Below are 23,439 nucleotides of genomic sequence, written 5' to 3'. Positions count from 1 at the left end.
TGAGATGAAAGTTATTTTTTTACAAGATGTTAAGGGGAAAGGAAAAAAAGGTGAGGTTAAGGAAGTACCTACTGGTTATGCTCAAAACTTCTTATTAAAAAAGAATCTAGCTAAAGAAGCAACGACACAAGCTATCGGTGAATTAAAAGGAAAACAAAAGTCCGAAGAAAAAGCACAAGCAGAAATTTTAGCACAGGCAAAGGAGCTGAAAACACAATTAGAATCCGAAACTACCCGAGTGCAATTTATTGAAAAGGTAGGTCCAGATGGTCGTACGTTTGGTTCTATCACAGCCAAAAAGATTGCTGAAGAGTTACAAAAACAATACGGCATTAAAATTGACAAACGTCATATTGATTTAGATCATACTATTAGAGCGATTGGTAAGGTTGAAGTACCAGTAAAATTACATAAACAGGTTTCTTCACAGATTAAGCTTGATATCAAAGAAGCGTAAACTGAGAGATGATAAAGGTTGACAAGTCAGGAGGAATGAAGTTTGGTAGAAGTATCTGAGCTAAGAGTACAACCTCAAGACCTGTTGGCAGAACAGGCCGTTCTAGGATCTATCTTTATCTCACCAGAGAAACTGATTATGGTGAGAGAATTTATAAGTCCAGATGATTTTTATAAATATTCACACAAAGTTATCTTCAGAGCGATGATTACCTTAGCTGATAGAAATGATGCAATTGATGCTGCTACTGTTAGAAATATTTTAGATGACCAAGGTGATCTTCAAAACATTGGTGGGTTGGGCTATATTGTTGAATTAGTTAATAGTGTTCCAACAAGTGCTAATGCGGAGTTTTATGCCAAAATAGTTTCTGAGAAAGCCATGTTGCGAGATATCATTTCTAAGTTGACAGATACTGTCAACATGGCCTATGAAGGAAATGATTCTGATGAAATTATTGCCACCGCTGAGAAGGCTTTAGTTGATATTAACGAACACAGTAATCGTAGCGGGTTTAGAAAGATATCTGATGTTTTAAAAGTTAATTACGAAAACTTAGAATTACGTTCACAGCAAACCTCAGATGTCACAGGTTTACCAACTGGATTTAGAGATTTAGACAGGATTACTACAGGTTTACATCCAGATCAATTAATCATCTTAGCGGCCCGTCCTGCAGTAGGTAAAACAGCCTTTGTTTTAAATATTGCTCAAAATGTTGGAACTAAACAAAATAGACCTGTAGCTATTTTTTCACTTGAAATGGGGGCTGAGAGTTTAGTTGACCGTATGTTGGCAGCAGAGGGAATGGTTGATTCTCATAGTTTACGAACTGGTCAGTTGACGGATCAAGATTGGAATAATGTAACGATTGCTCAAGGAGCTTTGGCGGATGCGCCAATTTATATTGATGATACGCCCGGGATTAAAATTACAGAAATTAGAGCACGCTCTAGGAAGTTATCTCAAGAAGTTGATGATGGTTTAGGTTTAATCGTCATTGACTACCTCCAATTAATTTCAGGAACTAGACCAGAAAATCGTCAGCAAGAAGTTTCTGAAATTTCAAGGCAGTTGAAGATTTTAGCTAAAGAATTAAAGGTTCCTGTTATCGCATTAAGCCAGCTCTCTCGTGGGGTTGAGCAAAGGCAGGATAAACGACCGGTCTTATCTGATATTCGTGAATCTGGATCGATTGAACAAGATGCTGACATTGTTGCTTTCTTATATCGAGATGATTATTATCGTAGAGAGGGCGAAGAAGCAGAGGAAATTGTAGAAGATAATACTGTTGAGGTTATTTTAGAAAAGAACCGTGCTGGTGCGCGTGGGACAGTAAAATTAATGTTTCAAAAGGAATATAATAAATTTTCTAGTATAGCTCAATTTGAAGAATAGGAGATGTTAATATGAGTGATGCATTTGCAGATGTTGCAAAAATGAAAAAAATAAAAGAAGATATCAAGTCACATGAGGGACAGATGGTCGAACTTACTCTCGAAAATGGTCGTAAGAGGGAAAAAAATAAAATTGGGCGCCTAATTGAAGTTTACCCATCTTTGTTTATCGTAGAGTATAAGGATACTGCAGCTGTACCAGGAGCAATTGATAATACTTATGTAGAGTCTTACACTTATTCAGATATTTTAACTGAGAAAACTTTAATTCGTTATTTTGATGACGAGTCAGCAGAATAGTATGAAAACCTCGACTGAGGTTTTTTGTTTCTATAAAAAAATTTACTAATTCTCTATTGGTGGTTAGAATTAAGAATCTTTCTTATTATAATTGGAAATACTTATTAGATGTCTATTTGTATTTAAGGTTTAAGAGACATAAAAACTTGATTCAATATTATTTTCATGATATAATATAGCTTGTGTGAAATAACAGCAGAAAAATATGAAGCTCGTCAACAGGTGGTTAACTAATCTAGTACCCTTTGCTGTTTAGGCGAAAATCCCCTGCACGAATCAGGATTTTTTAAATCGTTATTTCCTCAATTATTTTAGAGGAGGACATTTAGATGTCACGTTATACTGGTCCATCATGGAAACAATCACGTCGCCTTGGTTTATCACTTACAGGCACAGGTAAAGAATTGGCACGTCGTAACTACGTACCTGGTCAACACGGTCCTAATAACCGTAGCAAGCTTTCAGAATATGGCTTGCAGTTAGCTGAGAAACAAAAACTTCGTTTTTCATACGGACTTGGTGAAAAACAATTCCGTAACTTGTTCGTACAAGCTACTAAAGCAAAAGAAGGAACTCTTGGTTTCAACTTTATGGTTCTTTTAGAGCGTCGTCTTGATAACGTTGTTTATCGTTTAGGACTTGCAACAACTCGTCGCCAAGCTCGTCAATTTGTTAACCATGGTCATATCCTTGTTGATGGTAAACGTGTTGATATCCCATCATACCGCGTTACTCCAGGACAAGTTATTTCAGTTCGTGAAAAATCAATGAAAGTACCTGCAATCCTTGAAGCTGTTGAAGCTACTTTAGGACGTCCAGCTTTCGTATCATTTGATGCTGAAAAACTTGAAGGTTCATTGACTCGCCTTCCAGAACGCGATGAAATTAACCCAGAAATCAATGAAGCACTTGTCGTTGAATTCTACAACAAAATGCTTTAATTATTACATTACATACTTTAAAAGCCTATTTTATAGGCTTTTTTTGCTATATACTTTTTAGTGAGTCATTATATTTAATGAACCAAAAAGATTTTAAACTAACATTAGAATAAAAATCAACACTGTCAGTTTGTAATGAGTAATTTTTTACTTTGTAAAAAGGATATAGTAGAGTTAACGTTACAAATACTTGAGAATGATAACTTATCTCGTCGAATCTTATATAACTAAGGAGATTTTATTATGAATCTAAATGATAGATTAAAAATAGAAGAAATGGAAGAGAAGTATGATAGCTTCAAACCTAGAATCAATGCATTAGTAGAAGCTATAGATGATTTTCAAAAGCACTATGAAGATTACGTGAAATTAAGAGAATTTTATGGTAGCGAAGACTGGTTTAGACTATCAGAACAAACAGAAAATAATCTCAAATGCGGTGTACTGAGTGAGGATCAGCTCTTTGATTTTATAGGAGAACATAACGAGCTTGTAGGCCAATTTTTAGATATGTCTTCTCAAATGTATCGTCATTTATAATGTCAGTCCTTATTAGTGTTGTTATCCTATAATGAGGATAAAATAAACCTAACTAAAAATGACCAGCCTATAAGGAAGGCTGGTTTTAAGTTTGAGGTAATAAACTGAGTAGCACTTGTGTAATTTGTTGAGGGCTTTCTTTTTTTCCTCGTGTTATCCACATTTGATAGACTCCAAAAATAGCATGACTGAGATAGACACTATAATACAAACGGTTGATATCAGACTTTGTTGCATCTGGATTGACCACAGGTAATTCTTTAGAAAGCATTAATTGTAATTTATTAAGGATGTAGGTCTGAATTTCTTTTGTTCCATTTTGGGTTAAGAGAGCAGCAAATAATGATTCTCTATCTAAGAATTGAAAAATTTCGAGCAAGGCATCTTCTTTTTTAAATTGATTGCGATCAAAAATATATTCGACTTTATTGAAGAGTGACTGTTGGTATTGATCAATCATTTCATATTTATCTTTATAATGAGTATAAAAACTAGAACGACTGATTCCAGCTGTTTTAGTTAGATTAATCGTTGAAATTTCATCGAAGCTCTGATCTTTTAATAACGTAATCATAGCTGCTTCAATAGCTCTTTTTGTTTTTTCTCTCCTCGTATCGTTTACCATATTAATTACCCCTTAATATTTTTGTACATTTTTAAACACAGTGTCCAAAAACGAGATTTTTATCTTGAAATTATCTATCATCACTGTATAATATATTTTATCAAAAAAATGAACAATATGTCCAAAATAGGAGAAAAAATGTTAGACGAATTAAAAGCAATCATAAAAAGCCCAAAATTATGGATTACGATGGCTGGGGTTGCACTGATTCCAACGCTATATAATGTTATCTTTCTAAGCTCAATGTGGGATCCTTATGGGAATACTAAAAATTTACCTGTGGCAGTCGTTAACCAAGATAAATCGGCTAAATTAAATGGAAAAACTATTTCAATTGGCAAAGATATGGAGGACAATTTGTCTAAAAATGATAGCTTAGATTTCCATTTTACAACAGCTAAAAGAGCAGAAAAAGAATTAGAAAAGGGTCACTATTATATGGTTATTACCTTTCCTAAAGATCTTTCTAGAAAAGCGACAACTCTCATGACAGAAAAACCAGAAAGGTTAAATATTACTTATAAAACTACTAAGGGGCGTAGTTTTGTAGCTTCAAAAATGAGTGAGACAGCAGCTAATAAACTAAAAGATGAGGTAGCAGAATCTATTACAGGGACTTATACTGAATCAGTTTTTAAAAATATGGGTTCTATGAAAACAGGTATCAATAAAGCTGCTGATGGGAGTCAAGAATTATTAAATGGTTCTAATAAGCTACAGGATGGGAGCCAAACCTTGACAAGTAATTTAGATGTTTTAGCAAGCTCTAGTCAAACTTTTTCTGGAGGAGCTAATAAACTAAATAGTGGAATAAACCTTTATACAGATGGTGTGGGGACCCTATCTAACGGGTTAGAAACATTATCAGATGGTGTTACTGCTTACACAACAGGTGTGCATAAGTTGAGTGAAGGTAGTCAAAAATTAGATGATAAGTCTCAAGCATTGGTGGAAGGATCAGAAAAGTTGACGGATGGTTTACAACAATTGTCACAAGCAACTCAACTAAAACCAGAGCAAGAACGTACTTTGCAGAACCTTTCAGATGGATTAAAGAATCTAAATCAGATTATTACAAATTTACAATCGACAGCAACTACTGATAGCGATACTAATAGTAAGTTATTTAATTTTTTATCAACTATTGAATCAAGTACAAAGGCTTTGATGAATACGGCTGCTGCTGATAAACAAAAGCAAATGACTGCGGTACAATCAACGTCAGCTTTTAAAAGTTTAACCCCTGAACAACAATCTCAAATCACCTCAGCGGTTACTGGAACACCTACTTCAGCTGAGACAATTGCAGCAAATATTTCTTCAAATATAGAAAATATGAAAACTGTGCTTAGTGAAGCATCTAGTTCAGCCCCTTCTAATAATGGATCACAAAATCTTCAAACTTTGTCAGGAACAGCTAACAATTTAGTATTAAAAGCTATCTCAGATTTAGATAAAATTCAAAAATTGCCAACGGCTACTAAGCAGTTATATCAAGGTAGTCAAACCTTGACAAAAGGAATCACGGATTATACGAATGCTGTAGGGCAATTACGCAAAGGTGCAGTAACTTTAGATAGTAAATCCAATCAATTGATTTCAGGAACACAAAAAGCAAGTCAGGGAGCTCAAACTTTAGATAGTAAATCGGATCAATTGAGAGACGGAGCGGGGCAATTAGCTAGTGGTTCTGATAGAATTGCAGATGGTTCTAATAAGCTTGCTGGGGGAGGACATCAGTTGACAGATGGGTTGACAGAGTTGTCAGGTGGTGTTTCTCAATTATCAAGTTCTTTGGGGAAAGCTGGGGACCAGTTGTCCATGGTTTCTGTAAATAAAGATAATGCCAATGCAGTATCTAGCCCAGTCACTATCAAGCATGAAGATTATGATAGCGTTGATACGAATGGTGTTGGAATGGCACCATACATGATTTCAGTTGCGTTGATGGTGGTAGCTTTATCAGCCAATGTTATTTTTGCGAAAGCTTTATCTGGCAAAGAGCCAGCTAATCGTTTTAGTTGGGCTAAAAATAAATTATTAATCAATGGATTCATTGCAACTCTAGCAGCAACTATCTTATTTTTTGCAGTTCAATTCATAGGTCTTAAACCAGATTACCCTGGAAAAACCTACTTTATTATCCTATTGACAGCATGGACTTTGATGGCATTAGTAACTGCTTTAGTGGGATGGGATAATAGGTATGGTTCCTTCTTGTCGTTATTAATATTATTATTCCAGCTTGGTTCAAGCGCAGGAACTTACCCAATAGAATTGAGTCCTAAGTTCTTTCAAACAATTCAACCATTTTTACCGATGACTTACTCTGTTTCAGGATTAAGAGAGACCATCTCGTTGACGGGAGACGTTAACCATCAATGGAGAATGCTAGTAATCTTTTTAGTATCATCGATGATACTTGCTCTTCTTATTTATCGTAAACAAGAAGATTAATAGAAAGTATCTAGTGATAGACTAACAGTATGATATGGTATGTCAAAGTATTTAGGAGGAGAAGATATGTCTACTTTAACAATAATTATTGCAACATTAACTGCTTTGGAACATTTTTATATTATGTATTTGGAGACGTTAGCCACCCAGTCAAATATGACTGGGAAGATTTTTAGTATGTCTAAAGAAGAGTTGTCATATTTACCCGTTATTAAACTTTTTAAGAATCAAGGTGTATACAACGGCTTGATTGGCCTATTCCTCCTTTATGGGTTATATATTTCACAGAATCAAGAAATTGTAGCTGTTTTTTTAATCAATGTATTGCTAGTTGCTATTTATGGTGCTTTGACAGTTGATAAAAAAATCTTATTAAAACAGGGTGGTTTACCTATATTAGCTCTTTTAACATTCTTATTTTAATACTACTTAGCCGTTCGATTTAGTTGAACGGCTTTTAGTAATCATTTTTTTCTCATAATACAGGTAGTTTAAGTAATTTGTCTTTAAAAATAGTATAATATAACTACGAATTCAAAGAGAGGTGACTTTGATTATGACTGAGAACTGGTTACATACTAAAGATGGTTCAGATATTTATTATCGTGTCGTTGGTCAAGGTCAACCGATTGTTTTTTTACATGGCAATAGCTTAAGTAGTCGCTATTTTGATAAGCAAATAGCATATTTTTCTAAGTATTACCAAGTTATTGTTATGGATAGTAGAGGGCATGGCAAAAGTCATGCAAAGCTAAATACCATTAGTTTCAGGCAAATAGCAGTTGACTTAAAGGATATCTTAGTTCATTTAGAGATTGATAAAGTTATATTGGTAGGCCATAGCGATGGTGCCAATTTAGCTTTAGTTTTTCAAACGATGTTTCCAGGTATGGTTAGAGGGCTTTTGCTTAATTCAGGGAACCTGACTATTCATGGTCAGCGATGGTGGGATATTCTTTTAGTAAGGATTGCCTATAAATTCCTTCACTATTTAGGGAAACTCTTTCCGTATATGAGGCAAAAAGCTCAAGTTATTTCGCTTATGTTGGAGGATTTGAAGATTAGTCCAGCTGATTTACAGCATGTGTCAACTCCTGTAATGGTTTTGGTTGGAAATAAGGACATAATTAAGTTAAATCATTCTAAGAAACTTGCTTCTTATTTTCCAAGGGGGGAGTTTTATTCTTTAGTTGGCTTTGGGCATCACATTATTAAGCAAGATTCCCATGTTTTTAATATTATTGCAAAAAAGTTTATCAACGATACGTTGAAAGGAGAAATTGTTGAAAAAGCTAATTGAAAAAGTCAAATCACTGACTTCTGTGATTAAAATTGTATTTTTTATATCTGTTTTAGTGCTTATTATTGTTGAAATGATTCATTTGAAACGAACTATTTCTGTTGAGCAACTAAAGAGTGTTTTTGGGCAATTATCTCCAATGAATCTTTTCTTAATTATCCTTGTGGGGGTTATCGCTGTCTTACCGACAACCGGATATGACTTTGTACTGAATGGACTTTTACGTACAGATAAAAGCAAAAGGTATATTTTACAGACTAGTTGGTGTATCAACACTTTTAATAACTTGTCAGGATTCGGTGGCTTAATCGATATTGGGTTGCGCATGGCTTTTTATGGTAAAAAAGGTCAAGAGAAGAGTGACCTAAGAGAAGTGACTCGTTTTTTACCCTATCTTATTTCTGGTCTGTCATTTATTAGTGTGATTGCCTTAATCATGAGCCATATTTTTCATGCCAAAGCTAGTGTTGATTACTATTATTTGGTATTAATTGGTGCTAGTATGTATTTTCCTGTTATTTATTGGATTTCTGGTCATAAAGGAAGCCATTATTTCGGAGATATGCCATCTAGTACTCGTATAAAATTAGGTGTTGTTTCTTTTTTTGAATGGGGATGTGCGGCCGCAGCATTTATAATTATCGGTTATTTAATGGGCATTCATCTACCAGTTTATAAAATTTTACCACTATTTTGTATTGGTTGTGCCGTCGGGATTGTATCCCTTATTCCCGGTGGATTAGGAAGTTTTGAATTAGTTCTATTTACAGGGTTTGCTGCCGAGGGACTACCTAAAGAAACTGTGGTTGCATGGTTATTACTTTATCGTTTAGCCTACTATATTATTCCATTCTTTGCAGGTATCTATTTCTTTATCCATTATTTAGGTAGTCAAATAAATCAACGTTATGAAAATGTCCCGAAAGAGTTAGTATCAACTGTTCTACAAACCATGGTGAGCCATTTGATGCGTATTTTAGGTGCATTCTTAATATTTTCAACAGCATTTTTTGAAAATATTACTTATATTATGTGGTTGCAGAAGCTAGGCTTGGACCCATTACAAGAACAAATGTTATGGCAGTTTCCAGGTTTATTGCTGGGGGTTTGTTTTATTCTCTTAGCTAGAACTATTGATCAAAAAGTGAAAAATGCTTTTCCAATTGCTATTATCTGGATTACTTTGACATTGTTTTATCTTAATTTAGGTCATATTAGTTGGCGACTATCTTTCTGGTTTATTTTACTATTGTTAGGCTTATTAGTCATTAAGCCAACTCTCTATAAAAAACAATTTATTTATAGCTGGGAAGAGCGTATTAAGGATGGAATCATTATCGTTAGTTTAATGGGAGTTCTATTTTATATTGCAGGACTACTATTCCCTATCAGGGCTCATATTACAGGTGGTAGTATTGAACGCCTGCATTATATCATAGCATGGGAGCCGATAGCATTGGCTACGTTGATTCTTACTCTCGTTTATTTATGTTTGGTTAAGATTTTACAAGGAAAATCTTGTCAGATTGGTGATGTGTTCAATGTGGATCGTTATAAAAAACTACTTCAAGCTTACGGTGGTTCTTCGGATAGCGGTTTAGCCTTTTTAAATGATAAAAGGCTCTACTGGTACCAAAAAAATGGAGAAGATTGCGTTGCGTTCCAATTTGTAATTGTCAATAATAAATGTCTTATTATGGGGGAACCAGCCGGTGATGACACTTATATTCGTGAAGCTATTGAATCGTTTATTGATGATGCTGATAAGCTAGACTATGACCTTGTTTTTTACAGTATTGGACAGAAGTTGACACTACTTTTACATGAGTATGGTTTTGACTTTATGAAAGTTGGTGAGGATGCTTTAGTTAATTTAGAAACGTTTACTCTTAAAGGGAATAAGTACAAACCTTTCAGAAATGCCCTAAATAGAGTTGAAAAGGATGGTTTCTATTTCGAAGTTGTACAATCGCCACATAGTCAAGAGCTACTAAATAGTTTGGAAGAGATTTCTAATACTTGGTTAGAAGGACGTCCTGAAAAAGGTTTCTCACTAGGATATTTTAATAAAGATTATTTCCAACAAGCCCCAATAGCTTTGGTAAAAAATGCTGAACACGAAGTTGTTGCTTTTGCTAATATTATGCCAAACTATGAAAAGAGTATTATCTCTATTGATTTAATGCGTCACGATAAACAGAAAATTCCGAATGGCGTTATGGATTTCCTCTTTTTATCATTATTCTCTTATTATCAAGAGAAGGGATACCACTATTTTGATTTGGGGATGGCACCTTTATCAGGAGTTGGTCGCGTTGAAACAAGTTTTGCTAAAGAGAGAATGGCGTATCTTGTCTATCATTTCGGTAGTCATTTCTACTCATTTAATGGTTTACACAAGTATAAGAAGAAGTTTACACCATTGTGGTCGGAACGTTATATTTCTTGTTCTCGTTCGTCCTGGTTAATTTGTGCTATTTGTGCCCTATTAATGGAAGATAGTAAAATTAAGATTGTTAAATAAGCTTTATTTGGCAATTAAAAAGAGCATGTCATGCGACATGCTCTTTTTAAATCATTTAATACCATTGATTGCTTGAATCTACTTTATAATATGATGTGCTTTTAAATATTGTTTAGCTACTGTAGCTGCTGATTTATGCTTTACAGCTACTTGGTAGTTCATTTCTTGCATTTCTTTTTCAGTGATATGACCAGCAAGTTTATTGAGAGCTTTTTTTACTTGAGGGTATTTTTTAATCGTATCTTGCCTTAGTAGCGGTGCTCCTTGATATGGCGGAAATAGATGCTTATCGTCTTTGAGAATTTGAAGTTGATACTGGATTAATTCACTATCGGTAGAGTAAGCGTCAATAATATTGACATCTTTACTATTGATAGCTTGGTATCGTAAAGCAGGTTCTAAGGTTGAGATATCAAGGTTTAAACCATAATGTTTCTGTAAACCAATACTCCCATCCTCTCTATCCTTAAATTCTAAAGTGAAACCAGCTTTTAGTTTATCTAATTTTTTTAGGTCGCTGATATTTTTGAGTTGATTAGCTTCAGCGTAATCTTTTTTAACAGCTACAGCGTAGGTGTTTTGATAAGCCATAGGTGACAAAAGTGACAACTTATCTTGTTTTAAAATACCGTTTTTGGCTAAGTTGTAAACCTGTTTAGGGTTATTACTTACTTTAGGAGGATTTTTAAGTAAACTTGATGTAATAGTACCTGTAAACTCTGGGTAAAGATCAATATCACCAGATTTTAGGGCTTGATATAAGAAAGTTGTTTTTCCGAAATTAGGTTTAAGCTTAACTTTGATATCTGTCTGATCCTCAATAAGTTCTTTGTACATATTAATTAAAATATCTGGTTCAGTTCCTAACTTCCCTGCAACAGTTATCGTTGCAGTATTTGTTCCAGGCATCCATTTTGGAGCATAGGATAGTCCTAAGCCTGCTAGTAAAAGTATACCAGAAACGGCTATGGTTCGTAATCTAGCCTTTTCTAGTAATCCAATTAAACCACTAAATATAATAGCTAAGACAGCAGAAGAGATTGCCCCTATGAGAATTAGAGAAGGATTGTTGCGATCAATCCCTAACAAAATAAATGATCCAAGGCCACCAGCTCCGATAAGACTAGCTAATGTAGCTGTACCAATAATCATAACAGAGGCAGTTCTAATGCCTGAGATGATAACAGGCATACTTAAAGCTAACTCAAACTTTTTAAGCCTTTCCCAACGTGTCATTCCAAAAGCGGTTGCTGCCTCAATGAGATTAGCATCAATTTGCATCAGTACTGTTACAGTATTTTGTAAAATTGGAAATAGAGCGTAAATAATTAGTGCAACGACAGCTGGTACAGTTCCAATTCCCATAAAAGGTATAAATAAACCAAGCAAGGCTAAAGAAGGAATTGTTTGAAATATCCCAGTTATCTGAAGGACAACATGACTGATTTTTTTATAATGACTAATGATGATACCGAGTGGAATAGCAATTAAAGTTGCTAAAATAAGTGTTAGTAGTGATAGCTGGAGGTGTTCAATAAGACTTTGAGTCCAATCTCCAAAACGCTCTTGAAAGGTAGTGATTAGTGTTGTCATACTCAGTTCTCCTCTTCAAATAGGGTTCTAACAAATTGGTCAGAGGGATTATTTTGAATTATTTCTGGTCTATCCAATTGCACTATCTTACCTTCCTTAATAACACAAATTCTATCTGCAAGACGCATAGCTTCCTTCATGTCATGGGTGACAAACACTAATGTAATACCCAATTCAGACTGTAATTGTTTGGTGATATCTTGTAATTGACGTCTTGAGATAGGGTCTAAAGCAGAAAATGGCTCATCCATAAGTAGTACCTTAGGTTTAGCAACGATTGCTCGTAGGATACCTATGCGTTGTTGTTCCCCACCAGAGAGCTCATGAGGATAGCGATTAAAGTAGTCCTTAGCAGGTAAACCCACCTTATCAAGAAGGTCGCTAGCGGCTTTTTTTTGGTCACCTTTTGACCAGCCCTTCATTTCAGGGATAAGTTCTATATTTTCTCCAACTGTTAAATTAGGGAAAAGTGCAATTTGTTGCAAGACATAACCAGTTTCTAAGCGTAATTGTCGCAAATCAAGTGATGTAATGTTTTCCCCATCTAAAGTAATAGCGCCTTGGCTTGGTTCGATGAGACGATTAATCATCTTGAGGATGGTAGTTTTACCACTGCCACTGGCCCCCACAAGGACAAAGAATTCTCCTCTTTGAATATGGCAACTAATATTATCAATGATGGTATGATCACCATATGATTTACTAACATTTTCAAATGAAATCATGTAATTTACTTTCTAGTGCGTAACGAGTGTAGGTCGTATGATATTAGGGTTATATTAGCATAAAGTAGACATTCAAACAACTATCTGACATTTAAATTGTCAGAAACGATAAACTAGAAGCAAAAACAAACACCTTGCGGTAGACAAGGTGTTTGTTGGAGATTTATGAAAAGAAAAGTTTTAGGATGGTTATAGTATATAAGGCCATGCTTAAACAAGTCTTAAAACGTTTTACTCTGTAAAATAAGTTCATCGAAAAAATGTTTAAGTGAAATTTTACCACCATACATGCTTTTTCCTTGAATAAGTTGTGCCTCATTATGGATATTCTGAAATCCAAACAATGCATTAGCATATTGCAGTGTTAATTCATTTTCAAAATCATCAATGTACAGATGAGCCATATTTATCATAGCTTTTTTAACGGCACGACGAATACGTTGTAAAATGATTTTTTGTTGGTGTTCATCGATAGAAAGTTCTTTTTGAAAATCAAATTGGGCAAAATTTAATTCTTGTTTTAATAAAAGTTCACAGATGTTAAGAATATCTGTGTAGGCTGTCTCTGAAGTAATACCTAAATAACTGAGTATTGAACGGATTTTAGTGAGGTTACTAGTCGTTATAGGCTTTTGATATGATGGCGTATTTTCTAGGAGATTTTGGATTGTATTTAATTTTTTTTGCATTTCGATAGTATCAGTGACACGTTTCACGACGCTTTTTACTTCAATAATATTAATGGGTTTATTAATAAAAAATTCGATTCCTGCTTTATATGCTTCTTGTCGTAAATCATTATCTTTGACTTGGGAAATCATAATAAATTTTAAATCGGAACGCTGTTTATAGATTTTTTGGACTAATGTTACACCGTCTAATATTGGCATTAATAAATCAATCAATACGATATCAACATCTGCAATCAGCAATTCGTTGTATGCTTTACTGGAGACATTATTCACTCTGACTACTGTATTATTGAAATCTTCTTCAATAATATCTTGTAAAATCATAGTGATAGTGGGGTCATCATCAATAATATAGAATTTCACGTATTATCTCCTAACTTAAATCGATTTTTACGGAATAACAGTGTAAATGTTGTTCCATTTGGCTGATTAGGACAAACAGTTATCGTTCCTTGATATTGCTCTTCCATTAAAATACGCACGTGGGATAGCCCGATTCCTCGATAGATATCACCATTAGCATCAAATTTAGTCGAAAATCCAGGTTTGAAAATCATGTGTTTCATTTTATCAGGTATTCCTGGTCCGTTATCACTAATCTCAATTTTAATAAAATCTTCTAATTCTTCTGTGTGAACACTGATTGTACCCTTTTTTTGTTTATCAATAGCTTCTACTGCATTTAAAACGATATTGGAAATAATGGTTAGTAAATAGTAATAGTTTGATATTATCAAATTACATTTATTATTTTCGAGAATAATGATATCTTGATGCCGAAATTGAATAATACTCCTAGTATAAGATAAAACAATTTGAAAGATATCTTTCAATGCCATAGTTGATTCATTTTTTACACTAAAATAGGTTCCTAAGCCTTTAATAATATTTTGGTAATCTTTCTTAACTTCGTGAACGTCCCGCGAAATATCTAGAGAGAGGTGTTGGTATTCTTTAGGTAGATGATATTTGGATAACTCTTTATCTAATAAATAAGCATTTTTCATGATGTTTTCAATTTCAATGATATTTTTTTGCATAAAATAAACCTCGCTTTTAACGGCTGAAGTTGACCACATAAAATAATAGTATCGACGTTCGTGATCGTCTTTTTGTAAGAGAAGTGATAGATAACTATAAGTATAAGCCACAGCGCAACTAATAAAAGCTCGCAAAAGTGCTATGGCAAATAAAGTAGCGAATATAGTTATAGTATAATTGTTAAACTTTATGAGAAAACTAATTTCTACAAGGTTGGCAAAATAATCACAAATAATGATAGAAAAGAAAAAAGTACCTTTATTACGGTAGGAACGATGCCAATAAATAGTATAAAAGGTGATGCCATAACAAATATAAAACGCCATATCAGTTAAAACGAATTCAATTATTTGATGAATCTCAGCCTCGCCAGCGATACTTAATATGATTCCTCTGAAGATAGGAGAAGCAAAAGTAATTCCTAGACAGAGAAGAATTGGATTAATGTCGTCATTAAAATATAAAAAGACAGGCAAAATGAACAAAGATAAGGTCATAATAAACCCATCAGCAAGTATTGAGATATTGATTTGAGCAGCTAAGGCGATAGCTATTGCAGAGATAATAATACGCTGCCTTCTTTCTAGATGTTTTTCTGATAATATATCTAGCATATAAATGTCCTTAAAGTTTTTTTGAAGATTTTTGATGAATTTTGATTATTTTTGAAAGCGATATCTACAATAAGAGTATAAAAAAAAAGGAGGCAATAAGCAATGAAAAATTTACGTAACCGTAGTTTTCTTACTTTATTGGATTTTAGTACAGCAGAAGTTGAATTTCTTTTAAAACTTTCAGAAGATTTAAAACGTGCTAAATACGCAGGAATTGAACAACAAAAACTTGTTGGTAAAAATATCGCTTTGATTTTTGAAAAAGATTCTACACGGACACGTTGCGCTTTTGAAGTTGCTGCTCACGATCAAGGAGCTCATGTTACTTATTTAGGTCCAACAGGCAGTCAGATGGGTAAAAAAGAGACCTCAAAAGACACTGCGCGTGTGCTAGGTGGTATGTATGATGGTATTGAGTATCGTGGATTTTCTCAAGAAACAGTTGAGACTTTAGCCGAATTTTCAGGAGTTCCTGTGTGGAATGGTTTAACCGATGCTGATCATCCAACGCAAGTACTAGCCGATTTTCTGACCGCTAAGGAATGCTTACATAAGCCCTATAAAGATATTCGCTTTACGTATGTGGGTGATGGACGTAACAATGTCGCTAATGCCTTGATGATCGGTGCTTCTATTGTAGGCATGACTTATCATTTGGTTTGTCCTAAAGAATTAGAGCCAGATCCTGAACTACTCTCTAAATGTCAAGAAATTGCGAAAACTACTGGTGCTTCTATTGAAATCACTGCTGATATTGCAGAAGGCGTCAGAGATTCAGACGTCCTATATACAGATGTTTGGGTTTCAATGGGAGAACCGGATGAAGTTTGGAAAGAAAGAATAGCTCTTTTAGAACCCTATCGTATTACCCAAGAAATGCTTAATATGACAGAAAATCCAAACGTTATTTTCGAGCATTGCTTGCCCTCATTTCATAATATAGATACTAAAGTTGGATACGACATTTATGAAAAATATGGTTTGAAGGAAATGGAAGTATCAGATGAAGTTTTTGAAGGCCCTCACTCAGTTGTTTTCCAAGAAGCTGAAAATCGTATGCATACTATTAAAGCAGTTATGGTAGCAACTTTAGGTGATTAGGAGGAATTTTCATGGCAAAAATTGTTGTTGCACTAGGAGGAAATGCCTTAGGAAATTCTCCAGAAGAACAATTAAGATTAGTAAAACATACTGCAAAATCATTGGTGGCCTTGATAAAAAAGGGACACGAAATTGTTGTAAGTCATGGTAATGGACCACAAGTTGGTGCCATTAATTTAGGAATGAATTTTGCGGCTGAGAGTGGTCAAGGAACTAATTTTCCTTTTCCAGAATGTGGAGCAATGAGCCAAGGATACATAGGCTATCATCTCCAACAGAGCCTTTTAAATGAATTACGTCAAGAGGGAATAAATAAGGAAGTTGCTACAATTATTACCCAAATTGAGGTGGATGAATCAGACCAAGCATTTAGCGCACCTACCAAGCCTATAGGCACCTTTTATGATAAGGAGACATCAGAAAAGATTGCTATAGAGAAAGGGTATACTTTCGTAGAAGACGCTGGACGAGGGTATCGTCGTGTTGTTGCTTCACCTGAACCTAAAAAAATCATCGAAATTAATAGCATTAAAACACTTATTGAAAATGATACCCTAGTTATCGCAGGTGGAGGTGGAGGCATCCCTGTCATTAATAAGGGAGGTTATGAAGGTATTGCAGCTGTTATTGATAAAGACAAATCTAGTGCACTGTTAGCAGGAGAACTAGCTGCGGATCAATTGATTATTCTCACTGCAGTTGATTATGTTTATACTCAATTTGGTAAAGAAAATCAAAAAGCTTTAACAGAGGTTAATGAGAATCAAATGATTGATTACGTTAACCAAGGTGAGTTTGCAAAAGGAAGTATGTTACCTAAAGTAATAGCCTGTATGAGTTTCTTAGATCACAATCCGAAAGGAACAGCCTTAATCACCTCATTAAATGGTTTAGAAGATGCATTAGATGGGAAATTAGGAACACGTATAACTAAGTAATCTCAGATAAGTGCAAAGAAATGATTATTTAACCTTCATCTTTGCACTTTTTCTGATGAAGTCAATCTATTTTTATTATAGAGGAGGCGTGTCATGCCAGAAAAAATGACAAACAGTGAAAACAAAAGGAGTAAAGGTTTTCGAATGCCAGGTGCCTTTACAATATTATTCATTTTAACAATCTTTTCGGTTTTGGCTACATGGTGGATACCTGCTGGGTCCTATTCAAAATTACAATTTGATACAGCATCATCCAAACTAGTAGTAACAGATCCAAATGGTAAGACAGTTCATGTTCCAGCAACGCAAACACAGTTGGATAAGATGAATGTCAAAATTAAAATTAAAGAATTTACTTCTGGTGCTATTAGTAAGCCAGTTTCAGTTCCAAATACTTACAAACGTTTGAAGCAAAATCCAGCAGGCATTGGCTCCGTGACGACTAGTATGGTAAATGGAACCATTGAAGCTGTTGATATTATGGTATTTATCATGGTACTTGGAGGCATGATAGGAGTAGTTAGAAAGAGTGGCGCTTTTGAGTCTGGTCTTCTAGCTTTAACAAAGAAAACCAAAGGTAGAGAGTTTTTATTGATATTTTTAGTTTCCTTATTGATGGTTTTAGGCGGTACTCTATGTGGTATTGAAGAAGAAGCAGTTGCTTTTTATCCTATTTTAGTTCCAATCTTTTTAGCCATGGGTTATGATTCTATCATTTGTGTAGGTGCTATTTTCTTAGCAAGTTCTGTTGGGACATCATTTTCAACAATTAATCCGTTTTCTTCTGTTATTGCTTCAAATGCAGCTGGTATTAGTTTCACAGAAGGCTTATCATGGCGTACAGCAGGGTGTATTGCAGGTGCTATTTTTGTTGTGGTGTATCTACATTGGTATGCTAAAAAAATAAAAGCGAATCCAGAGTTTTCATATTCCTATGAAGATAGAGTAGAATTTAATGCTAAATGGGGCATGACAACTAACCATACACCCTCACTCTTTACTATTAGACAAAAAATTATTTTAAGTTTATTTGTTATTTCATTTCCTTTGATGGTTTGGGGAGTAATGTCACAGGGATGGTGGTTTCCAACCATGGCTTCTTCCTTTTTAGCTATTACAATTATTATTATGTTTTTAACAGCAACTGGGGCAAATGGTATTGGAGAAAGGGATGTTGTTGATGAGTTTGTTAATGGTGCATCAAGCCTTGTTGGGGTTTCATTAATCATTGGTTTAGCGCGTGGTATCAATATTATTTTGAGCCAAGGTTATATATCAGATACGATGCTTTACACAGCTTCAAAATTAGCTTCACATGTTAGTGGCTCTGTCTTTATCATTGTTATGATGTTTATCTACTTTGTGTTAGGATTTGTTGTTCCATCCTCGTCGGGTTTAGCAGTACTTTCAATGCCAATTCTAGCACCTCTTGCAGATACTGTTGGGATTCCTCGTTCAGTAGTAGTAATGGCTTATCAATTTGGGCAGTATGCAATGTTGTTTTTAGCACCTACTGGACTAGTTATGGCAACCTTGCAGATGTTAGATATGAAGTACTCCCATTGGCTAAAATTTGTGTGGCCGGTTGTTTTATTCCTCCTAATATTTGGTGGCGGTTTGTTAGTTCTACAAGTTTTAATACTTTAAAGATTTCAGCTATTAGTCTCAAAAATATCTGAAGAGATATAATAAATTGAGTTTAAGTTAAATAAAAAAAACGATAGGTGTAATCTATCGTTTTTTTTATTTCCTTTCTCTAGTCTTTCTTCAATTTTGGAAAGGTGAGCGTAAACTGACTGCCATCATCAGGTTTAGAATCAACCCATATTTTAGCACGGTGTATTGTAGCGATTTGTTTTACTAAAGATAGCCCTAAACCAATTCCAGACTGACTATCCTTGGTTCGAGCAGAGTCCACTTGATAGAAACGGTTCCAAATTTTACTTTGGTCATCAACTGAGATACCTAGACCATTATCTTTAATAGAGAAGACAATTTGATTATCGGACTGTCTTAGACTAATAGAAATATGATTGTTTGTAAATTTAATAGCATTTGAAAATAGATTATCAAAAAGCCGTTTGAGTAGTGTTTGTTGACCTATAATCCAAAGGTCATCTTCGATTTGAGAGTCAAGGTGTATAGGGGTATTATCTAATAATCTACTCGAATCGGATACTAGTTGCTTCATCATAATTGAGAAATTAAGAGGTTCTAACTGAATTGATAATGGATTTTCTGCCTTAGTCAATTCTAGAAGTTGCTCAACTAATTTTTTCATTGATAGTGACTGACGGTGTATAACCTCAAAGGATTCTTTTGCTTCACTTAAATTTTCTGCGTAGTTTTTTCCGTATTCACTTTCAGAAAGTATAACTGTTACAGGAGTCCGTAGTTCATGAGAAACATCATTGTTAAATTGTTTTTCCCGAACAAATGATGATTCAATAGAAGCCAACATAGTATTGATAACAGCTGCTAGCTCAGTTAATTCATTTTCGTTATTTTTAGTGATAATTCGCTTAGTATAGTCTTCATTTTGGGTAATAAATTGAGCGGTTTCAGTAATTTCTTGAATCGGTCTAAAAGTGCGCTTTAAAATTAAATAGCCACCAACAGTTATTATAATCAACATAAGAGGAAGAACGATACCCAAACTAAATAACAATTCAGTTAATTGCTTATCCAGTCTGTCAACAGTACGGATAGCACGTAACCACTGATTTTTCCCAGAAATTGGAATATCAACATACTGAAAGGTACGATTCTCCATGGAAAATAGAGATAATTTCTTTTTATGTTTATGTTGATGGTCTAAATCCCTTTTAAATCCTTTTGGAAAACCAGAATAGATAACTTTTCCATTTTGGTCATAGACTGAATAAAATATTCCATCTTCAAAAGCCTCATACCGATGACCTTTAGCTAACGCTTGACTCATTTGCACAGCTTTAGCTTCTAAATTTTTTTTAGATTTGTTTTCAGCAATGCTTTTTGAAATAAAAAATGAACCAATTAATACACCGATAACAAGGATAAAAATAAAAGAGCTGTACCAGAGGGTAATTTGAGTGATGATGCTAGACTTTTTAGGGTAATTTATTTTACTTTGGAATAACATATCCTAAACCTCGTTTAGTTTTTATTAGTGATCCATCTCGATTGTTATCTAGTTTTCGACGAAGGTTTTTGATAAGGACATCAATAATATTGGACTCTCCATAATAATCATAATCCCAAACGTGTTCACGAATTTGATGACGAGAGAGGACTTGGTCTCTGTGACGTGCCAAATACTCAAGGACTTCGTATTCCTTAGCTGTTAAATCAATCAAATTGTCGTTTCTCCAAACTTGCTTTGTAGATAAATTGATTGTTATATCTTGAATTTGAATATCATCAGAAGATACTTGTCTATTTGCACGTCGTAACATAGCTCGAATTCGGGCCATGAGTTCTCCAAATTCAAATGGTTTTACAAGGTAATCATCCGCACCAAAATCTAGACCTGCGATACGATCTTCAACGGCATCTCGAGCAGTCAACATAAGAATAGATACTTGACTTCCTTTGTTGCGAAGCAGTTTTAAAAAGGTGAAGCCGTCCATTTTTGGCATCATTACATCTAAGATAATCACATCATATTCTGCCACTGAAACAAATTGTAAGGCTTCTTCACCATTTGAAGCACTGTCAACACTGTAGTGTTGCTTTTTTAAAAGTTTTACAATACTACGGTTCAAGTCAAACTCATCTTCAACAACAAGGATTTTCATTTTTTGGCCTCCGTATGGCTTTTTTCCATTATATCACAAAAGGGAATGGAGTACTGAGGTCCTATTCCCTTTAATACACTAGTATTAGTCGTGATTTTTATGAGTTGTATTAAGCTTATTTGCCTTTATAAATGATGCTTTATCACTATCAAATTGGGCAATCTTAGGAGTATTTCCATCAAGTAGTTTTACTTTATAAACTAGCTTATTTGATTTGTTATTCGCAAGAGAAATTTCTTTTATTTTTGCATTTTTATATTTTGCTTGAATAGCTTGTAATGCAGTCTGAATATCTTTACTTGGTTGTTTTAATTGGGCATCTTTTGAATTGAGTTGATTATCTGATGTTGTTGAAAGGATCTTCCCAGAATTAGCATCAATTTTATATTTTTTAGCTATTTTATTATCAATAACTTTGATTTCATAAAAAGGTGTATCACCTTTGGTATTTAATTCAATTTGTGAAATAAAGCCTGAGCGAGCTTCTTTTTTGGCAGTTTCTAAGGCAGTCTTATAATCGATTTTTGTCGAGATATTCTTTAATGTTTTTAGTGAGTATTTTTCTCTATGATCGTGATGTTTATCGTGTCCTTCATGCTTATGTTCAAAAGACATGTGTTCTGAGTGATGGTTATGCGCTAATGCAGCTCCACTTACTCCTATAGCTCCCCCAATACCAAGTAGCGTAATGGAAGCTAACCCTACGTATAATTTATTGCTCATGAATTTTTTAAAGTTGTTTTTATAGTTTGTCATACTGACTTCCTTCTTTCTTTTTTCAAACCTTGGATTAGGTTTGTTACTTCTGAGTATATAGTCGTAAAATGAATTTTTAAAATTAAGAACAATATTTTCAGTTATAAAAAAGTGAGTTTTAAAAGAATGACTAACTACCTGAAGGTAAGAGGTAAATTTATACTTTTTTGTCAGATTTTATTTTTAAAAATAAAAAGCCCAGAAATATTGATTTCATAGGCTTTTTTATAATCAATTATTTAACTTCAGTAAGAGTTAAATAATTTCTATTTTAGCTGTTAGAAACGTTGGTACATCAATGTTTCTAGAATGCTACATAATAAAAGGTAGAGTGAATGGTAGAGTAGTTATTGCGTTAGCTCAGCAATCTTTTCAAGATAAATCCCCACAGCTTCTAACTTTCGTTGTGGTGCTAATTCAGCGTAAGTATCCATTGTAGTTGAAATGGATTTATGTCCCATTCTGACTTGGAGTTCTTTCCAATTTGTTCCAGCATTAAGTAGCATTGAAGCATGAGTATGTCGGAATAAATGGAAACCATAGTTTGGTAATCCAAGACCTACTAACCTTTTCTTAAGAGTTGTTCTCTCGTTTCTGTCACACATATAGTTCCCATAGATTGTAGGGAAAATCAGTTTTGTTCTATGTCTGTTGTGCAATTCAAGATACTTGTTCATTTCGTGGTGGAAATCTCTGAGTTTTTCTATTATGGGGGGAGGGACAGGGACAGAGCGATTTCCTGCATCAGTTTTTGGTGTAGCTTTACAGATAACTTCCCCTTTTGTCCCATCTTTTTTATTTGCGGTTTTCCACATCAATGTTTTACTGACGTTAATAGAAGAATTTTCAAAATCTAGGTCATCAATCGTCAATGCAAGTAATTCATTTATTCGCAAAGCGGAGGCTAATAGAGTATTACAAATTAACTTAAATCTACGATTGGCTCTATTGTTATCTAAACTTTCAAGATAATTAAGCCATATTACAAGACCATCATCATGTAATACCATGATGCGTTGCTTATTTGATTTTGGCTTAGGTGGTATCTTAACAGTGCTAACAGGATTAGTGATTAGTCCATAGTTTGTAATTCCATAGTCAAAAATATCTTTCAACTTATGGATAACAGCACCAAAATCTTTAGCACTACCTTTATCAGCACGCTTTATACCAGATTCAATGGACTCTTTTGATTTCTTTGCCAAATCGTTTAACCAAAGCTGGATATCCGCAGATTCAATTTTATCTGGTTTGTAATCTCCAAATTTAGGGATAATATAATTATCAAGATAACCTCTTACTCTGTTCAGAGTATTATGCGAGTTAACCCAGGTTTTATATGATTTAAACCATTCTTCAGCTAAATCTTCCAGTGTATCAATGACGATAACTTTTTCTCGTGTTGAGCCATTTTTTTCAAATTCTAGTCGTGCTTGAATGATTGCTCTATCTAACTGTTTTAGTGTCTTGGCTGTAATGGTAGTAGTGACTTGCTTACCAGTTTTGATATCTTTTCCCAGAAATGTCCCCTTCAAAGTGTATGAGATGGACTTATCTTTTTTGATTTTTTTAATGACTTTTTTGCCATTATGAATAATTGTTTCAGTTTCCATATTTGCCTTTCTTCATGGATATTGAAGTAGGCTAAAATAGTTACCACTC

At 34.2% G+C, this 23,439-nt stretch carries 21 protein-coding genes; 12 read left to right on the top strand and 9 right to left on the bottom strand.

Annotation, left to right across the window (positions count from 1 at the left end; translation table 11 throughout):
* Window positions 1–4: 4 nt before the first annotated feature.
* From rplI to HMPREF2818_RS03395, 5 genes are all read left to right on the top strand, one after another.
* A complete protein-coding gene (gene rplI / locus HMPREF2818_RS03415; protein WP_000864242.1) occupies window positions 5–457 on the top strand; it encodes a 50S ribosomal protein L9 in 453 nt (150 codons plus the stop codon).
* A gap of 42 nt (window positions 458–499) precedes the next feature.
* Entirely contained in the window at window positions 500–1,855 is a 1,356-nt protein-coding gene (gene dnaB, locus HMPREF2818_RS03410; protein WP_000230635.1) for a replicative DNA helicase, read from the top strand.
* A gap of 11 nt (window positions 1,856–1,866) precedes the next feature.
* On the top strand, window positions 1,867–2,154 hold the full coding sequence (locus HMPREF2818_RS03405) for a Veg family protein (RefSeq protein ID WP_001278152.1): 288 nt from the start codon (window positions 1,867–1,869) through the stop codon (window positions 2,152–2,154).
* A gap of 329 nt (window positions 2,155–2,483) precedes the next feature.
* Window positions 2,484–3,095 (top strand): 30S ribosomal protein S4, encoded by a 612-nt coding sequence (gene rpsD / locus HMPREF2818_RS03400; RefSeq protein WP_000092759.1) that lies wholly within the window; start codon window positions 2,484–2,486, stop codon window positions 3,093–3,095.
* Between the two features lie 243 nt (window positions 3,096–3,338).
* Window positions 3,339–3,635 carry a DUF4298 domain-containing protein gene (locus HMPREF2818_RS03395; protein ID WP_001052251.1) on the top strand — a complete coding sequence of 99 codons (297 nt, stop codon included), beginning with the start codon at window positions 3,339–3,341 and terminating at the stop codon, window positions 3,633–3,635.
* 85 nt (window positions 3,636–3,720) lie between these two features.
* Here the strand turns inward: HMPREF2818_RS03395 and HMPREF2818_RS03390 are convergent, their stop codons facing one another.
* Window positions 3,721–4,260 carry a TetR/AcrR family transcriptional regulator gene (locus HMPREF2818_RS03390; RefSeq protein ID WP_000245860.1) on the bottom strand — a complete coding sequence of 180 codons (540 nt, stop codon included), beginning with the start codon at window positions 4,258–4,260 and terminating at the stop codon, window positions 3,721–3,723.
* A gap of 138 nt (window positions 4,261–4,398) precedes the next feature.
* On the opposite strand from HMPREF2818_RS03390, the gene HMPREF2818_RS03385 reads away from it, so the two are divergent.
* From HMPREF2818_RS03385 to mprF, 4 genes are all read left to right on the top strand, one after another.
* A complete protein-coding gene (locus tag HMPREF2818_RS03385; protein WP_000883425.1) occupies window positions 4,399–6,717 on the top strand; it encodes a YhgE/Pip domain-containing protein in 2,319 nt (772 codons plus the stop codon).
* Between the two features lie 66 nt (window positions 6,718–6,783).
* Complete coding sequence (locus tag HMPREF2818_RS03380; RefSeq protein ID WP_000105939.1) at window positions 6,784–7,140, top strand: DUF1304 domain-containing protein; 357 nt, start codon at window positions 6,784–6,786, stop codon at window positions 7,138–7,140.
* A gap of 133 nt (window positions 7,141–7,273) precedes the next feature.
* Complete coding sequence (locus HMPREF2818_RS03375; protein ID WP_000138570.1) at window positions 7,274–8,017, top strand: alpha/beta fold hydrolase; 744 nt, start codon at window positions 7,274–7,276, stop codon at window positions 8,015–8,017.
* A complete protein-coding gene (mprF, locus tag HMPREF2818_RS03370; protein ID WP_000733242.1) occupies window positions 8,001–10,541 on the top strand; it encodes a bifunctional lysylphosphatidylglycerol flippase/synthetase MprF in 2,541 nt (846 codons plus the stop codon). The genes HMPREF2818_RS03375 and mprF overlap by 17 nt, the downstream gene beginning before the upstream one ends.
* A 78-nt stretch (window positions 10,542–10,619) precedes the next feature.
* Here mprF and HMPREF2818_RS03365 read toward each other — a convergent pair whose 3' ends face one another.
* From HMPREF2818_RS03365 to HMPREF2818_RS03350, 4 genes are all read right to left on the bottom strand, one after another.
* Window positions 10,620–12,134 carry an ABC transporter permease/substrate-binding protein gene (locus tag HMPREF2818_RS03365; RefSeq protein ID WP_000209288.1) on the bottom strand — a complete coding sequence of 505 codons (1,515 nt, stop codon included), beginning with the start codon at window positions 12,132–12,134 and terminating at the stop codon, window positions 10,620–10,622.
* Window positions 12,135–12,136: 2 nt separating this feature from the next.
* Complete coding sequence (locus tag HMPREF2818_RS03360; RefSeq protein ID WP_000622721.1) at window positions 12,137–12,859, bottom strand: ABC transporter ATP-binding protein; 723 nt, start codon at window positions 12,857–12,859, stop codon at window positions 12,137–12,139.
* Between the two features lie 221 nt (window positions 12,860–13,080).
* The gene (locus HMPREF2818_RS03355) at window positions 13,081–13,914 is read right to left on the bottom strand and encodes a DNA-binding domain-containing protein (protein WP_000675241.1); all 834 of its coding nucleotides are present in this window, start codon (window positions 13,912–13,914) and stop codon (window positions 13,081–13,083) included.
* The gene (locus HMPREF2818_RS03350) at window positions 13,911–15,206 is read right to left on the bottom strand and encodes an ATP-binding protein (RefSeq protein WP_000884296.1); all 1,296 of its coding nucleotides are present in this window, start codon (window positions 15,204–15,206) and stop codon (window positions 13,911–13,913) included. The genes HMPREF2818_RS03355 and HMPREF2818_RS03350 overlap by 4 nt, the downstream gene beginning before the upstream one ends.
* Window positions 15,207–15,308: 102 nt before the next feature.
* On the opposite strand from HMPREF2818_RS03350, the gene argF reads away from it, so the two are divergent.
* From argF to HMPREF2818_RS03335, 3 genes are all read left to right on the top strand, one after another.
* Entirely contained in the window at window positions 15,309–16,307 is a 999-nt protein-coding gene (argF, locus tag HMPREF2818_RS03345) for an ornithine carbamoyltransferase (RefSeq protein WP_000793622.1), read from the top strand.
* 11 nt (window positions 16,308–16,318) lie between these two features.
* Window positions 16,319–17,245 carry a carbamate kinase gene (arcC, locus tag HMPREF2818_RS03340; protein ID WP_001074357.1) on the top strand — a complete coding sequence of 309 codons (927 nt, stop codon included), beginning with the start codon at window positions 16,319–16,321 and terminating at the stop codon, window positions 17,243–17,245.
* Between the two features lie 93 nt (window positions 17,246–17,338).
* A complete protein-coding gene (locus HMPREF2818_RS03335; protein ID WP_001114296.1) occupies window positions 17,339–18,892 on the top strand; it encodes a YfcC family protein in 1,554 nt (517 codons plus the stop codon).
* Between the two features lie 109 nt (window positions 18,893–19,001).
* Here the strand turns inward: HMPREF2818_RS03335 and HMPREF2818_RS03330 are convergent, their stop codons facing one another.
* The 4 genes from HMPREF2818_RS03330 to HMPREF2818_RS03315 form a co-directional block, all read right to left on the bottom strand.
* On the bottom strand, window positions 19,002–20,366 hold the full coding sequence (locus tag HMPREF2818_RS03330; RefSeq protein WP_000898853.1) for a sensor histidine kinase: 1,365 nt from the start codon (window positions 20,364–20,366) through the stop codon (window positions 19,002–19,004).
* The gene (locus HMPREF2818_RS03325; RefSeq protein WP_000699614.1) at window positions 20,350–21,021 is read right to left on the bottom strand and encodes a response regulator transcription factor; all 672 of its coding nucleotides are present in this window, start codon (window positions 21,019–21,021) and stop codon (window positions 20,350–20,352) included. The genes HMPREF2818_RS03330 and HMPREF2818_RS03325 overlap by 17 nt, the downstream gene beginning before the upstream one ends.
* An 84-nt stretch (window positions 21,022–21,105) precedes the next feature.
* Complete coding sequence (locus tag HMPREF2818_RS03320; protein WP_000186293.1) at window positions 21,106–21,777, bottom strand: PepSY domain-containing protein; 672 nt, start codon at window positions 21,775–21,777, stop codon at window positions 21,106–21,108.
* Window positions 21,778–22,124: 347 nt separating this feature from the next.
* On the bottom strand, window positions 22,125–23,390 hold the full coding sequence (locus HMPREF2818_RS03315) for a tyrosine-type recombinase/integrase (protein ID WP_000447185.1): 1,266 nt from the start codon (window positions 23,388–23,390) through the stop codon (window positions 22,125–22,127).
* Between the last annotated feature and the right edge of the window lie 49 nt (window positions 23,391–23,439).

Source organism: Streptococcus sp. HMSC076H09 (genome assembly GCF_001811765.1).
GTDB classification, from domain to species: Bacteria; Bacillota; Bacilli; order Lactobacillales; family Streptococcaceae; genus Streptococcus; species Streptococcus agalactiae.
Note: the sequence above shows the minus strand (reverse complement) of the source record. Positions and strands in the feature narration are given on the sequence as shown.

Excerpts from the sequence above, each read along its gene's own strand:
- HMPREF2818_RS03335 (WP_001114296.1), top strand. The coding sequence starts at position 17,339 with ATGCCAGAAAAAATGACAAACAGTGAAAACAAAAGGAGTAAAGGTTTT.
- HMPREF2818_RS03325 (WP_000699614.1), bottom strand. The coding sequence starts at position 21,021 with ATGAAAATCCTTGTTGTTGAAGATGAGTTTGACTTGAACCGTAGTATT.
- arcC (WP_001074357.1), top strand. The coding sequence starts at position 16,319 with ATGGCAAAAATTGTTGTTGCACTAGGAGGAAATGCCTTAGGAAATTCT.
- HMPREF2818_RS03380 (WP_000105939.1), top strand. The coding sequence starts at position 6,784 with ATGTCTACTTTAACAATAATTATTGCAACATTAACTGCTTTGGAACAT.
- HMPREF2818_RS03330 (WP_000898853.1), bottom strand. The coding sequence starts at position 20,366 with ATGTTATTCCAAAGTAAAATAAATTACCCTAAAAAGTCTAGCATCATC.
- HMPREF2818_RS03350 (WP_000884296.1), bottom strand. The coding sequence starts at position 15,206 with ATGCTAGATATATTATCAGAAAAACATCTAGAAAGAAGGCAGCGTATT.
- HMPREF2818_RS03395 (WP_001052251.1), top strand. The coding sequence starts at position 3,339 with ATGAATCTAAATGATAGATTAAAAATAGAAGAAATGGAAGAGAAGTAT.
- HMPREF2818_RS03320 (WP_000186293.1), bottom strand. The coding sequence starts at position 21,777 with ATGACAAACTATAAAAACAACTTTAAAAAATTCATGAGCAATAAATTA.
- HMPREF2818_RS03375 (WP_000138570.1), top strand. The coding sequence starts at position 7,274 with ATGACTGAGAACTGGTTACATACTAAAGATGGTTCAGATATTTATTAT.
- HMPREF2818_RS03315 (WP_000447185.1), bottom strand. The coding sequence starts at position 23,390 with ATGGAAACTGAAACAATTATTCATAATGGCAAAAAAGTCATTAAAAAA.
- rpsD (WP_000092759.1), top strand. The coding sequence starts at position 2,484 with ATGTCACGTTATACTGGTCCATCATGGAAACAATCACGTCGCCTTGGT.
- HMPREF2818_RS03365 (WP_000209288.1), bottom strand. The coding sequence starts at position 12,134 with ATGACAACACTAATCACTACCTTTCAAGAGCGTTTTGGAGATTGGACT.
- HMPREF2818_RS03360 (WP_000622721.1), bottom strand. The coding sequence starts at position 12,859 with ATGATTTCATTTGAAAATGTTAGTAAATCATATGGTGATCATACCATC.
- HMPREF2818_RS03385 (WP_000883425.1), top strand. The coding sequence starts at position 4,399 with ATGTTAGACGAATTAAAAGCAATCATAAAAAGCCCAAAATTATGGATT.
- HMPREF2818_RS03390 (WP_000245860.1), bottom strand. The coding sequence starts at position 4,260 with ATGGTAAACGATACGAGGAGAGAAAAAACAAAAAGAGCTATTGAAGCA.
- rplI (WP_000864242.1), top strand. The coding sequence starts at position 5 with ATGAAAGTTATTTTTTTACAAGATGTTAAGGGGAAAGGAAAAAAAGGT.
- argF (WP_000793622.1), top strand. The coding sequence starts at position 15,309 with ATGAAAAATTTACGTAACCGTAGTTTTCTTACTTTATTGGATTTTAGT.
- HMPREF2818_RS03405 (WP_001278152.1), top strand. The coding sequence starts at position 1,867 with ATGAGTGATGCATTTGCAGATGTTGCAAAAATGAAAAAAATAAAAGAA.